Consider the following 14,084-nt stretch of genomic DNA (forward strand, 5'->3'; position numbering starts at 1 on the left):
GATTACATTAAAGTCAGTTATGTTATATAATAAGTTTAGCTAATTTAGCTCAAATTATATTTAGAAAAATATCTCATTTATTTAGTAGTAGCTAAGAGTGAATGTTAGTATAACAACTTTTTTCAAATCAAAGTTGTATATATTGAACAAGGGGGATTCAAGAGTGACAAGTATAAAAGATGTGGCTAAACTTGCAGAAGTGTCAACAGCAACAGTTTCAAGAGTATTAACAAATACCGGGAATGTATCTATAAAGAACAGGAAAAAAGTTTTAGATGCTGTAGAAAAATTAAAGTATTATCCTAATAGTATTGGAAGACAGTTAAGAAAAATGGAAACTAAGACTATTTTAGTTGTAGTACCTGATATTACTAATCCTTTTTTTGCAAATATGCTGAGAGGCATTGAAAGTATAGCTGAAGAGAAGGGATATCAAATTCTTTTGGCTGATACTCAAAAGAAGAAAGTAGATAATTATTTTAAATACCTTTATGAAAGGCAAGTAGACGGTATGATCCTATTAACGTCAAAGTTAAGTTTAAGAATAATGAAAGATATTTATGATAAATACCCAATAGTGTTAGCATGTGAAACAAGTACAATTCTAGATATTCCTACAATATCAATTAATAACATTAAAGCGGCAGAAACAGTTACAGATTTTCTTATTAATTTAGGACATAAAAAAATAATACATGTTACAGGATCATTAGATAGTTTTTTGGGGAAAAAGCGTTTATTAGGATTTGAAAATAAGATGAGACAGTATAATTATCCAGTCACTAAGAAATCAATTATTGAAGGGGATTTTTCTTTAGAATCAGGATATAAAATTGCAAGACATATTTTAAGTATGAAAGATAGACCAACAGCTATTTTTGCAGCTAATGATGAAATGGCTATTGGAATAATTAAGGTGTTGAGAGAACATAGGGTAAATATACCGACAGATATTTCTGTTGTAGGGTTTGATAACATTAAATTAGCTGAGATTATTGAACCTGGACTTACAACATACTCGCAACCTAATTATGAAATCGGAGAAAAAGCAATGGAGTTGTTAATAGACATTATAGATAAAAAAGCAATTGAAAGAAAAAATATAATTTTAAATGGTAAGTTAATAGAAAGAAAATCAGCTATATCCCAAAAAATGTAATCGTTTACAAAAGCGATTTCATATGATAATATATGTAAGTAATCGATTACATAATCAACGAAGACCGATGTGTGTAGAAAATATTATGTGAAATAACAGTCTTTAAAGTAATCGTATACTTTAAAGACTGTTATTTTTTAGGGAGGCTTTAAAATGAAAGATGCAGATGGTTTAGGTTATCAATACAATAGTGAGGAAGAAAAGCCATTGTCAGAAAAATTGAGTTTGCCAATATTAAAAAAGAGCATTATTTTTGCAATGACTTTTGGTTTCTTTGGAGTAAACATGGCATTTTCTTTACAGTCAGCTATGATGGCTAGAATTTTCCAAACCCTAGGAGCGAACCCTAATAACCTTGGGTGGTTTTTTATTTTACCTCCGTTAGCTGGTTTGATTATTCAACCATTGATTGGTTATTATTCGGATCGTACATGGACAAGATTTGGTAGACGAATGCCATATTTATTAATAGCCGGTCCTATAGGAGCTATCACACTTGTATTTTTACCGAACTCAGGATCACTTGGTTTTGGCTATGCATCATTGGCTGCTCTTTTATTTGGAGCAATCATGACACTTTTTATGGACTTAACTGCAAATGCTTGTATGCAACCATACAAAATGGTTATTGGTGATATGGTTCCTGAAAAACAAAGAGATATGGCTTGGTCTTGGCAACAAATTTTTTCGAATATGGGAGGGATTATAGCAACTTTACTCCCATTCTTATTAACACTTTGGGGTGTATCGAATGTAGCGCCTAAAGGTGAAGTACCTATGACAGTCAAAATTGCATATTATATCGCAGCAGTTGTTCTATTGATTTCAACTATTTGGACAGTACGTTCTGTAAATGAATATAACCCTAAATTACATGCACATTATCATGGAATAGAGGAAAAAAGAAATCGTAAAAATTCATTGAATTTATGGCAATTGCTTTTAAAAGCACCTAAACAATTTTGGCAAGTGTCTTTAGTTCAATTCTTTACTTGGTTTGCCATTATGTATTTATGGACATATACACCGGGTGCTATTGCTAACAATGTTTGGGGTACTACAGATCCTTCATCAGCAGGATACCAAGAAGCAGGTAACTGGTATGGTGTATTAATCGGCGTACAATTTGTAGCATCTATTTTATTTGGCATAGTAGCTGCATATGCAAAACCTCATCAAAGAAAATTAGTATTAAGATTTGGTTTGCTTATGGGTGCTATTGGATTTATATCAATTTTCTTTATACATTCACAATGGTTATTAATTTTATCGTTCTGTTTAATTGGAATTAATAACCTTACTATGAATACACAAACATTTACATTATTAACTGAAAATACAGATGGAAAAAATGCTGGTGCTTATTTAGGATTATTTAACTGTTCAATTTGTCTCCCTCAGATTATCGCTTCTTTAGCTAGCTTTGCGTTATTCCCGTTGTTTGGTGAATCAATGCCAAACATGCTGTTATTTGCTGGAGTAATGTTATTGGTGGCTGCAGGATGTGTAAGTTTTATTGACTCCAAGTATGAAAAAACAATAGTGAAATCATAGAAATGCAGATTGTCGACAAATCTTATATAGACTTGTCGACTTTTTTATTAACTAATAGATATTACTCACTTAAATATAATGAGCACTAATACAAAACACTATTTATCACCTATTTTAGATGTGTTTTTAAAAGAAATTATCGCTTATTTTATTAGCAATAATCCAACTTTAGGTTTGGTGCTATCATCTTTAGACAAAGCTATTAGAAATATCCCGAAATTAAATTATCGAACTACAGTTCACTCTGATCAAGGTTGGCACTATCAGCTCAGGCCTTGGGTGGAAATACTTAAAAACCATATATTTTTCAAAGTATGTCAAGGAAAGGTAATTGTTATGATAATTATGGTTCTGTTGCAAAGTTGAATTTATAGTATAATTTTAACAAAAGGAGTCTTCTGTATGAACTATTTCAGATATAAACAATTTAACAAGGATATTATCACTGTAGCCGTTGGCTACTATCTAAGATATGCATTGAGTTATCGAGATATATCTGAAATACTAAGAGAACGTGGTGTAAACGTTCATCATTCAACGGTCTACCGTTGGGTTCAAGAATATGCTCCGATTTTGTATCAAATTTGGAAGAAAAAACATAAAAAAGCCTATTACAAATGGCGTATTGATGAGACGTATATCAAAATAAAAGGAAAATGGAGCTATTTATATCGTGCTATTGATGCAGAGGGTCATACATTAGATATTTGGTTGCGTAAGCAATGAGATAATCATGCAGCATATGTATTTATCAAACGTCTCATTAAACAATTTGGTAAACCTCAAAAGGTGATTACAGATCAGGCACCTTCAACGAAGGTCGCAATGGCTAAAGTCATTAAAACGTTTAAACTGAATCCTGACTGTCATTGCACATCCAAGTATCTGAATAACCTCATTGAGCAATATCACCGTCATATTAAAGTAAGAAAGACAAGATATCAAAGTATCAATACGGCAAAAAATACTTTAAAGGGTATTGAATGCATTTACGGTCTATATAAAAAGAACCGCAGGTCTCTTCAGATCTACAGTTTTTCGCCATGCCATGAAATCAGTCATATGTTAGCCAGTTAAACGAACGCTGACATGATAAAATGGTGATTAGCTATACTTTTTCTAACTTTGCAACAGAACCCCAATAAATATACTTTTCAATGGCTCGCAAATACCGAAAGATTCAGCCAATCGGTTGTTGAAAAGTCTAATACTCTTTACGAAACTTTAGTAGCTGAGGAAATAATTCCAGAAATAAAAAAAGAATCCTCAGAAGAGTTGTCTAAAGAAGAGATGAATCAAATTGAAACCTATCTAGAGAACAAAGAAAAAAATTTGACTTCTCAAATCGAAAACACGGCCAATACTCAAGAACGTAAAACATTGAGAAAACAGCGAAGCCAAATTAAAAAAAGCAAAAAAGCAATTAATGATTTTAGAGAACGCAAAATTAAATATGAGAATCACAAGGAAATTTATGGTGACAGAAAGAGCTATTCAACAACAGATTTTGATGCGACATTTATGAGAATGAAAGATGACCACATGAAAAATGAACAATTAAAACCAGAATATAACTTACAAATAGCAACGAATAATCAATTTGTACTCGCCTACGGCGTGTATAATAAACCGGGAGATACAAGAACACTGGAGCCGTTTTTGAATGAAATGAAAGAATTATATGGTGACATTCCGGAGTATATTGTAGCTGATACAGGTTATAGTAGTGAAAGTAATTATAAAATGATATTGGATGATTTTGAAAAGACGCCACTAATCACTTATGGAATGTACATTAAAGAAGGGAAAAAGAAATTTAAAAATAATCCGTTTATCTCTGCAAATTGGCGATACAATGAATTAGACGACTATTACTTGTGCCCGAATAATAAAGAGTTACATTTCTTCAAGTATAGGATTAGACATGATTATTACGGTTATCGTCGAGATTTCAAAGAATACAGATGTGAAGATTGTTTCGATTGCCCATTGCGAAGCAAATGTATGAAACAAACTAAAAATCCGAATACAAATAAAAAATTACTGAAAAACTTCACATGGGAATATCTAAAAAACTATACTAAACAATTGCTTTCAGATCCTAAAATGAATGGCATCTACAAAAAACGTAAAATAAATGTCGAATCAGCTTTTGGAAATCTGAAGGCTAATTTGGGTTTCAAAAGATTATCCGTACGCACCCAATCTAAAGTCGAATGTGAAATTGGAATTGCCCTTATGGCTCTAAACATAAGAAAATTAGCACGGTAAGTGCTAATTTTAAGTAGAATTCAAATGAAAAACACCACAAAAATCATTTCAAAAGATTTTTGTGGTGTTTTTCTTAGGAACTGAAACCCTATGTCCCAGCCCCTAATCAATACTATATTATATAAAATACATATAAAACAACTATTAATGATAAAATTCTATATCGTGCTAATGCCCTTTGACTTGATTGCGTGCTGTTTTGCTATGAAAGACATCTTCAATATTTAAGACACACGTTTGAATCATTTGATCTCGCGTTAAAATAGAAGCACTACCGATATGAGGTGTGACAATCACATTTGGATATTTTAATAATGGGTGGTCTGTACGTATAGGTTCATCGCGTACGACATCTAAACCAGCACCTGCAATCTCTTTATTTTCAATGGCTTCTATAAGGTCTTCTTCTACCACTAAGTCCCCACGTCCGATATTAATAAAAATTGCATCATTTCTCATATTTTTGAATACGTCACGATTAAAGGTGTTTTGTGTCTCAGGCGTTGAAGGGGCGGTGGAAATGATAAAATCACTCTCTTTAATCAATGTTTCAAATGAGGTATAAAATGCACCCAATTCGCTTTCTGCTTTAAGGTTTTTTGATCGATTATGATATAAAATATCCGCATTAAATCCTTTCAGTCTGCGTGCAAAGGCCCTACCTATTTCACCCATTCCAAATATTCCTACTTTTGAACGGTAGATATCTTTACCTGCTAATAAGTATGGTCCCCAACTCTCCCATTTGCCATCTTGCACATATTTTTCCGCTTCTACAATTCGGCGCGATGTCGCAAGCATTAAAGCAAAACCTAACTCTGCCGTTGTTTCTGTGAGGACGTGAGGTGTGTTTGTCACAACAACACCATGACGTTCCGCTGCTGCCAAATCGATATTATCGTAACCTACCGCCATGTTGGCTACAACTTTTAAATGAGGTGCTGCTTGGAAAAGTTTTTCATCAATCTGTTCACTTAATGTGACAAGTAACGCTGTTTTATCTTTGGCTGACTGTATAAATTGGTCTCTTGGCATAGGTGTGAGGTGATGGTCCCACATCTCAACTTCTGATTGTCGTTCTAAGCGCGTCTTAAATTTCTCTGGAATTTGTCGCGTCACAAGTATTTTATTCATGTGTATCACTCGCCTTTTCAAGTTTCTGTTTTAATACTGCTAAATCTCGAACACTATAAGTTGGAGGTGTCGGTTTCGATAAGGCCTCTGATTCAGACGTCACGCCTGTTTGAACATGTATCGTGTCAATGCCGATATTAATTCCGGACAATATATCCGTATCATATAAATCGCCAATCATCGCAACATCTTTCGGGGAGACTTGTAATAAATCAAGCGCTTTATGCATAATTGGCGTCTCGGGTTTTCCGATAAATTTAGGTTCTGTTTTTGAAGAAACCGTCACCACGCTTGTTAATGAACCATTTCCAGGCAAAAAACCTTGCTCTTTAGGAATAGAGGGATCTTTGTTCGTTGAAATAAACGTGGCACCATTTTGAACGGCCAACGTTGCGGTCGTAAGCTTATCATAAGTAATATTTTCATCTAACCCCATCACAACATAATCCACATCTATATCTGATTTAAGTACTAGACCTGCTTCTTTCAAAGCACTTTCTAATCCAGAACCTCCTACCATATATACTGAAGCTTGTGGGTGTTCAGAAGCGATGTAATCCGCTGTAGCCATCGCTGACGTCACGACCTCTTGCGGTTTTGCTTCTATATTCATTTGCGTGAGCTTTTGAACCACATCTTCAGGTGATTTAGTAGAGTTATTCGTCACGTATAAATGAGGAATTTCTTGAACATTCAAATAGTCTATAAATTCACGTGCCCCTGGAATCACATCATTGCCCTTATATAACGTTCCGTCTAAATCAATGAGAAAAGCTTTGTATGTTTTCATTCTGCGTTCTCTCCTTTACCAAAAGCAGTGACAGGTACATTTTCATTTTCTAAAAAATAAACCACTTCCTCTATAAATTGACGATAGTAAGGCAAGGCCTCGTCGAAAAGTGGCTGTACCTCAGCCATATTTAATTCATCATATAAATGTACAAATTGTTTACGTACTTCAATCGTTTTATGTAAATGGAGCTTTGTTTCTTTAGAGATGGCACCTTCTAATTCTAAAATGTCAATCACATCTTTATAGTTACCTGGATCTCTTAAAATAAATGCATCAATAATCATATTGCCTATATCCACAGAAGATTCAATCAACATTTGAGCCACGCGTTCAAATGCATAATGATTGTTTTTAACAGATTCATAGTCTTCTGTGAGTTGTTTTAAATAAGTCAGTTTACGAGATAATTTTTCCTTATTTACAAAATACATTTTCGTCACCTCTATTATCTTAATCATATCACAATTTTGCAGTTCCAATCATTTATCGTTATACTTGCCTTAACATTTTCATTGAAGGAGTTCGAAATATGATAGATATGTATTTATATGATGACGTTGAGCCTTCCCAAGTTCGATTCGTTGGGTTTGTAGGAGAACATAGTCGATACGATTTGGTTTTAATCCAAACAGATCGCCATTACGGAAAAACGCTTGTGCTCAACACACAAACTAATAAATTTGGAATTATAGGAACCGATGATTTAGAAGAAGAAGGCTATATTGCTTATATTTTAGGTGTTAGCGAACAAGAAGGCGATGAAATTACAGCTTACTTGCATGAAGTGATTCAATAGATAAAACAGCGCTAGGATATCAATAATATTATTGATGCACGATTTCATGCTCAAATAATTGTATTAAAAGAGCCATCAAAATTTACCCTTGAATAAATTTTGATGGCTTTCTAATTTTTTAGGGGGTCCCGTTTATTTACTTTCGTCTGTTTTTGTATTTAAATTGCGCTCTAAGTTGATTGCTTCACGTTGCGCGCGTTTTCCAAAAATAATATTTGTACACGCCATCTGAACAATTAAAAAACTAGCGTTTGTAATCCAATATAACGCAATCGCACTCGGGGTTTGCATTGCTGCGAGTATAATGAAAAGTGGCATTAAAATAGCCAGAATAATAGACACACGCTTATGTTGAAAGTTCCCCATATTGACTAAAGGCTGAATGAAATAGAGTAAGCCTGCCAAAAAGGTTAAAACAAGTTCTGGATGTCTTAAGTCATAACCTAAAAACATCATTTCTGTCATTAATATATGATGACTTGGATGTTTAATTGCATATAATAGCCCCAGTAAAATAGGAATTTGTAACAATACAGGTAGACAACCTAACATGGTTTGAGAGGGATGCATACCATACAGTTTATACTTCTTCATTAACTTTTGATGAGCGATTTCTTTTTCCTCAGGTGTTTCGGCTTCTTTGAGCTTTTTTTTGCGTTCATTTATTAAAGGCGCAACGACAGGTTTAATATGTCTAAGACGATGACTCATTTTAGATTGGCGTACCATGAAAGGTAATAAACATAAGCGCACGAGTAAAACGAGTACAATAATCCCAAAACCAAAATGACCGCCTCCCCAACTGCTAAACAGTGTTAACAATCGTTGCATTGGAACGATAAATATCATTTCGAAACTTTTCGAAATCCAATCACTACTTTTCATAGAACATCCTACTAAAAAAATTGCACAACTGAACACAACCATTCCCTTTTTAAGTTGTGTCAACATCATTTAACCCCTCACAATTAATAGTCCACTGTCAGTATAACATGACTCCAAAACTAAAGAGATACAAATGAAATCCTTTCATTTCTATCTCCTAAAATATATTGCGCACTCATAAAGAGGAATAATCAATTTCTCTAAAAAAGCCCCTGAAGTCAATCACTTCAGGGACAGTATGAACACTAATCTTGTATACTCGGCTGGATTTTAACATCCTTCAATTTATCTTCTGCAATAATACGCGCATCTTCTGCTAGGTGTTTTTCTGCTTCATGTTTGCTTAAACGACGCACAATGAAATAGGCACACCCAAAATTACAATACTCTAATAAATAGTCTTGTATCGTGGAAAAACGTTTATTATAGTCTGCTTTTTTGTGTGTATCTTTGTAGAACCCTTTTAAGCGTAACTGTTCATATCCGTAATCTCCAACGACAAAATCATATTTATCTAAAATTTCTGAGTACCTTGCGACAAAATCTTCTTCAACAAATCCATTTTGATAAGATTCTAGAAGTTCAAAATAATGGTTACCTACTTTTATCATGCTTATCACACCTTGGTTTATTGATTCAATTGCGCTTCACCAAGACGATGTTTTTCTTTAGCAGCTTCGTTTACTTGTTCATCAGCATGATATGAACTGCGAACTAAAGGTCCTGCTTGACAATGTTTAAATCCTTTTTCCATTGCCACTTTACGCAATTTACCAAATTCTAATGGTGTGTAGTATTTTTGAACTTTTAAGTGCTTGCGAGAAGGTTGTAAATATTGTCCAATCGTTAAAATATCTACATCATTTGCACGCAAGTCGTCCATCGTTTCGTAAATTTCCTCGATTGTTTCCCCTAAACCTACCATAAGACTTGATTTTGTAGGAACATCCGGTTGTAATTCTTTAGAACGACGTAAAAACTCTAACGTACGATCATAAGTGGCACGTGCACGAACTCTTGGTGTTAATCGACGTACCGTTTCAATATTATGGTTTAAAATATCTGGTTTAGAATCCATTAATGTTTTAAGTGCTTCGTAGTCGCCACCCATATCTGATGGTAAAATCTCAATTGTTGTGAATGGATTACGCTCACGAACTTTTCGAACAGTTTCAGCATATACGTTTGAACCTGCATCTTTTAAGTCATCACGTGCCACAGCAGTTATAACAACATGTTTTAAGTTCATTAATTCAACAGATTCTGCTACGCGTTCTGGTTCTTCAAGGTCAAGTTCATTCGGTAAACCTGTTTTTACCGCACAGAAACGACAAGCACGTGTACACACAGCACCTAAAATCATAAATGTCGCAGTACGACGCGCGCCCCAGCATTCGTGAATATTCGGACATTTAGCTTCCTCACATACAGTATGTAAGTTTTTTTCACGCATCATTTTCTTGAGCCCAGTATAGTTCTCATTCGTGTTCAACTTTATTTTCAACCAATCTGGTTTACGTAATATTTCTTCATTTTTTGTAGCCATAACAGCAGATACCCTCCTGTATTTTTAGGTCTCACTATATTATAGCGAACTTTACACTAAATTAAAATCTACTGGCTTAAAATTCATAAACGCAGTAGCTTTTCTTTGAAAATATCTCTTAAAAATTCTGGCATTAGGTAATCTACCTTCTCATCTTTTAAAAGCGGGAAATAGCGTCCAAATGTATACATATCAACTGTCCCTAAGGTATAAATTTCATCATCAATGATTTCTTTCCCTTGCACAAAATAACGTTGGGAAGAAGCAATATAACCTGCATCATATAAAATATATCCTCCAAAGATATCGCCTCGAAAACCTAAACCTTGTGCATTTTGATACATATATTCATTTTCACTCGCCAATAACAAGACTTCTTTTAATTTTAAACCACTTAATTTTATCCGCACAGTATTAATCGGATGCGGTAACATTTGATGAATATCATATTCTGTGAGACGCGTATTTTCATACCCTCTTACTATCAGTCCCGCATTAATAATTGTACAGTCTGCTTCAGTAAATTCATTTACGCTTTCTGCTAAAAGATAACTTGCTTCAGTAATAAAATTTGTCGCCTTCTGAAATGTCATCGGTCGTGGGACCACCGCTTCACTCAGTAAAGTACGTCCTTCTCTTTCAAAATCTGTGGTCACTTCAGGGAGCGTCTCTAATGGATGCAGTTGTGCCGTATGACGAATGACTTTCCCTTCCTCAATATCTAACGTTACCTCACCTAAATAATGCCCATATTTCCCAGCTGCTGCCATTAACACACCATTTTCAACTTTACCGTTTTCAAAATAATGATGGGTATGTGCGCCAAATATAACGTCAATTTCTGGTAATTTTTCACATAACATTTCATCAAAGAAAATTCCGACATGACTTAAAATTATAAGCACATCATATTGCTTTTCATGTTCAGCTATTTCATCTTTAATCGCTTCAAAAGGATCTGTCACCACCCAATCTAACGCACGATAAAAGGGTGTAAACGGTGCTGTCGCCGCCACGAAAAGAAAACGAACGCCTTCAATCACCTTAACAGTTGATGAAACAAAATGATGTGGTAATTGCCCATGCTCATCAAAAACGTTGGCACACGTGACTGTAAAATTGGCATCTGCATATAAAGTTTGGAGGGCTTCATGTGAAATGGTCATCCCTTCGTTGTTACCTATCGTTGCGATATCACAATGTGCTTCATTTAATAAGGCGACATTTCTTTTCCCCATCGTTCCTTCCGTTACAGGTAACGATAAATCCACGTGATCACCTATATCTACATAGAGTGAGGGATGACTTAATTGAGGTCGATGTTCAGCCATATATGTCGCTATGCGTTGATACTCATGCAAATGGCTATGTATATCGTTTGTATGATAAATCGTGATTCGCATACCTATCTCTCCTTATCCCATCATAGTTTGAAGAATTAAATACACACCTAACACCAACATCACGATGCGTAAAATTAAAACGATTAAATCGGATTGAATCGTTTTGTTCACTTTCACCCCGATTTGTGCACCGATATAGCTTGAAATGATTAATATAATGCTATACCCCCAAACGACATGATCAAGTAAAATGTGTCCAATAGATCCAGCTATACTTGAAAAGAAAATCATCATCATACTCGTACCGACGGCGACATGCGGTGGAAAGCGAAAGACAAGTAACATTAAAGGTGTCATTAAGGCGCCTCCACCAATCCCAAATAATCCTGACGTTAATCCAATGATAAACGATGCTATGACAGCAATATAAGGCACGACCCCATATTCATAACGCTTACCATGAGAGTCAATGAAGGTTTTCATATATTTCGGCTTTTGGAACGCTTTGATTGGCGGTATTTTGTGACGAATCATAAGCAACATCGCGACAAATATTAAGAAAATACCAAAATATAAATTAAAAGAGTCTATCGTTAAAAAACGACTTAGATATGCGCCAATGAAAGCACCCGGTAATATTCCTACTAAAAAAATCATGCCATTTTTAACGTCGACTTGTTTGACTTTCAAATACCCAATAGTAGAAGAAAGCCCTGTGGCAATTAAAATAATTGAAGAGGTTCCTATTGCAGTTTGAGGAGTAATCCCGTGCAATAGCCCTTGTGTCATACCAAAGTAAATCAAAGTAGGCACAATGATGATACCGCCGCCAATTCCCACTAAAGACCCGATAATAGCTGAAACGAGTCCAATGATAATCAATAACACAATGCTCATCACTTTCTCTCCTTATTAAAAAAGTTTAAGTTGTTGGGGTGCAAGACCTTCATAATCAATATCAAGGTATTTTTGAAACATTTTTGCATTTTGCGCGGCATGGCCACCAGAATTATTGTTAAAGACAACGTAAACATTCTTCGCTTTTTGATCTAAAATACGTACTTTTTCGGCTAAATCTTGTAATTCTGAGGCATTATAATCATATAAATAACGTACATCCCGCCATTCTTGGTCACTCATATCTTTTTTTGTCCATCCATGTACATTGCGTCCGTGAAAACGCACAAAGGCGAGTTCATGCGTTACGCGATTCACGAATGGAATACTGCCATCTCCAACTTGCGGCTCATCACATACAGAGTGAATCAATCCTTGTTGCGTTAAAAATTCAAGCGTGTGTTCTTTCATCGGTCCTTCAAACCACGATTGATGCCTAAATTCAATACAAGTCGGAACATCTTTGAGCTGTGATTTTACAAACCGTATGTAATTTATATTCTTAGTATTGCAATCAAACCAAGGTGGAAATTGCACGAGTACCATCGCAAGTTTGTTTGCTTTAATCAAAGGATTAATCATTTGTTTGAAATCTTCGAATAAAGATTTGATGGATGACGCAAAGTCTTTATAATCTGCGTGTAAAGTCAGTGCTTGATGGATTTTCACAACAAACTTAAAACGTTCTGGTGTCTCTTTAATCCATTTTAAAATATTTCGTTCAGGCTGGATGGCATAGTAGGAAGCATCTAACTCGACGATTGGAAAATGACTTGCATAAGTTTTTAATTTATCTGTTTGTCGAGCGACGTCTTCATACAATGAATCATGGTCTCCCCAACCTGTGAGTCCTATCTCTATCATGTTCATCACCGCTTTCATTTTATCATATTCGCTTCATATTCGACGACTTGAAGGTTGTATCTTCCGTTTTTCAAGTGCGGCTTAGGGTAAAGGGTTAAAAAAGACATTTAGGAGCGATGATTCATGGAACAATTTTTTTATGGAGACAATGTAGCACAGCATTATGATGTATATTTAAGCGATACAATGACTAACCCCACTTGGATTGTTTTAGTACATGGGGGGTATTGGCGTGAAAAATTTGATAAACATATGATGGACCCCATGATAGATGCCCTGTCTGAAGAAGGCTACGGTATAATCAATATAGAATATCGGAGAGGTCCAGAACATCCATGGCCGACACTTTCTGAAGATATCCATGCTGCGCTAAAACATTTTAAATCTTCAAAGTTTGCTCCTGATAAATGCATCGGATTAGGTCATTCTGTTGGGGGTCAACTTGTCTTATTAAATCACAAAGACTTTGATGCCGTTGTTGCTTTAGCGCCTGTGACAGATGTGTTATATACATTACACCATCAATTAGGTCAAAATGCGGCTACTGAATATTTTGATACACGTGACACAAATATTTTAAAAACGGCTTCTCCAATCACTCAGTTACCTATTGAGACAGAAACATTAATCATACATGGATATAACGATACTTCTGTCCACATTGATACGTCACTTTCCTTAGTACATGAAAACTATCATAAAGGTGAATATATCACATTTTATGCGTTACCTTTTTTAGACCATTTGGAATGTATCAATCCAAGAGGAACACATTTTCCGCTATTATGTGCTTGGCTTAAGCAATTTTCATTATCATAATCATTTTATTGTATCTTGATGAT

General features: G+C 34.9%; 15 protein-coding genes and 1 pseudogene. 7 read left to right on the forward strand and 9 right to left on the reverse strand.

Features of this window, described 5'->3' with window-relative positions; translation table 11 throughout:
• The first annotated feature begins 163 nt into the window (after positions 1–163).
• From G8Y84_RS05885 to G8Y84_RS05905, 5 genes and pseudogenes are all read left to right on the forward strand, one after another.
• Positions 164–1,159 carry a LacI family DNA-binding transcriptional regulator gene (locus G8Y84_RS05885; protein WP_037572331.1) on the forward strand — a complete coding sequence of 332 codons (996 nt, stop codon included), beginning with the start codon at positions 164–166 and terminating at the stop codon, positions 1,157–1,159.
• Positions 1,160–1,417: 258 nt separating this feature from the next.
• On the forward strand, positions 1,418–2,713 hold the full coding sequence (locus tag G8Y84_RS05890) for an SLC45 family MFS transporter (RefSeq protein ID WP_232160109.1): 1,296 nt from the start codon (positions 1,418–1,420) through the stop codon (positions 2,711–2,713).
• A gap of 60 nt (positions 2,714–2,773) precedes the next feature.
• Complete coding sequence (locus G8Y84_RS11570; protein ID WP_275129051.1) at positions 2,774–3,079, forward strand: DDE-type integrase/transposase/recombinase; 306 nt, start codon at positions 2,774–2,776, stop codon at positions 3,077–3,079.
• 36 nt (positions 3,080–3,115) lie between these two features.
• Positions 3,116–3,790 (forward strand): annotated as a pseudogene (locus G8Y84_RS05900) (IS6 family transposase).
• Between the two features lie 198 nt (positions 3,791–3,988).
• Entirely contained in the window at positions 3,989–4,984 is a 996-nt protein-coding gene (locus G8Y84_RS05905) for a transposase (protein WP_165806187.1), read from the forward strand.
• A 168-nt stretch (positions 4,985–5,152) separates the two neighbouring features.
• Here the strand turns inward: G8Y84_RS05905 and G8Y84_RS05910 are convergent, their stop codons facing one another.
• From G8Y84_RS05910 to G8Y84_RS05920, 3 genes are read right to left on the reverse strand one after another with little or no spacing between them, the layout of a single operon-like run.
• Positions 5,153–6,118: a 2-hydroxyacid dehydrogenase gene (locus G8Y84_RS05910; RefSeq protein ID WP_037572337.1), complete on the reverse strand. Its 966-nt coding sequence runs from the start codon at positions 6,116–6,118 to the stop codon at positions 5,153–5,155.
• The gene (locus tag G8Y84_RS05915; RefSeq protein ID WP_037572340.1) at positions 6,111–6,908 is read right to left on the reverse strand and encodes a TIGR01457 family HAD-type hydrolase; all 798 of its coding nucleotides are present in this window, start codon (positions 6,906–6,908) and stop codon (positions 6,111–6,113) included. The genes G8Y84_RS05910 and G8Y84_RS05915 overlap by 8 nt, the downstream gene beginning before the upstream one ends.
• Positions 6,905–7,342, reverse strand: coding sequence for a DUF86 domain-containing protein (locus G8Y84_RS05920; protein WP_037572343.1), 438 nt, complete (start codon positions 7,340–7,342; stop codon positions 6,905–6,907). The genes G8Y84_RS05915 and G8Y84_RS05920 overlap by 4 nt, the downstream gene beginning before the upstream one ends.
• 98 nt (positions 7,343–7,440) lie before the next feature.
• Here G8Y84_RS05920 and G8Y84_RS05925 point away from each other — a divergent pair, with 98 nt between their 5' ends.
• The gene (locus G8Y84_RS05925; RefSeq protein WP_103158895.1) at positions 7,441–7,707 is read left to right on the forward strand and encodes a DUF3055 domain-containing protein; all 267 of its coding nucleotides are present in this window, start codon (positions 7,441–7,443) and stop codon (positions 7,705–7,707) included.
• A gap of 132 nt (positions 7,708–7,839) precedes the next feature.
• On the opposite strand, the gene yidC is transcribed toward G8Y84_RS05925, so the two are convergent.
• The 6 genes from yidC to G8Y84_RS05955 all read right to left on the reverse strand — a co-directional run bounded on the left by yidC (position 7,840) and on the right by G8Y84_RS05955 (position 13,242).
• Positions 7,840–8,592, reverse strand: a complete 753-nt coding sequence (yidC, locus tag G8Y84_RS05930; protein WP_157946078.1) for a membrane protein insertase YidC — start codon at positions 8,590–8,592, stop codon at positions 7,840–7,842.
• Positions 8,593–8,837: 245 nt separating this feature from the next.
• On the reverse strand, positions 8,838–9,203 hold the full coding sequence (locus G8Y84_RS05935) for a YutD family protein (RefSeq protein WP_037572349.1): 366 nt from the start codon (positions 9,201–9,203) through the stop codon (positions 8,838–8,840).
• Between the two features lie 17 nt (positions 9,204–9,220).
• Positions 9,221–10,138 (reverse strand): lipoyl synthase, encoded by a 918-nt coding sequence (lipA, locus tag G8Y84_RS05940; protein ID WP_037572352.1) that lies wholly within the window; start codon positions 10,136–10,138, stop codon positions 9,221–9,223.
• Positions 10,139–10,221: 83 nt separating this feature from the next.
• On the reverse strand, positions 10,222–11,541 hold the full coding sequence (locus G8Y84_RS05945) for a bifunctional metallophosphatase/5'-nucleotidase (protein ID WP_037572354.1): 1,320 nt from the start codon (positions 11,539–11,541) through the stop codon (positions 10,222–10,224).
• A 12-nt stretch (positions 11,542–11,553) separates the two neighbouring features.
• Positions 11,554–12,378 carry a sulfite exporter TauE/SafE family protein gene (locus tag G8Y84_RS05950; RefSeq protein WP_037572356.1) on the reverse strand — a complete coding sequence of 275 codons (825 nt, stop codon included), beginning with the start codon at positions 12,376–12,378 and terminating at the stop codon, positions 11,554–11,556.
• A gap of 15 nt (positions 12,379–12,393) precedes the next feature.
• Entirely contained in the window at positions 12,394–13,242 is an 849-nt protein-coding gene (locus G8Y84_RS05955) for a DUF72 domain-containing protein (RefSeq protein ID WP_103158910.1), read from the reverse strand.
• 123 nt (positions 13,243–13,365) lie between these two features.
• On the opposite strand from G8Y84_RS05955, the gene G8Y84_RS05960 reads away from it, so the two are divergent.
• Positions 13,366–14,061, forward strand: a complete 696-nt coding sequence (locus G8Y84_RS05960; RefSeq protein ID WP_165806188.1) for an alpha/beta hydrolase — start codon at positions 13,366–13,368, stop codon at positions 14,059–14,061.
• The last annotated feature ends 23 nt before the right edge of the window (positions 14,062–14,084 follow it).

The sequence above is a fragment of the Staphylococcus sp. 11511212 genome, assembly GCF_011394755.1.
GTDB classification, from domain to species: Bacteria; Bacillota; Bacilli; order Staphylococcales; family Staphylococcaceae; genus Staphylococcus; species Staphylococcus chromogenes.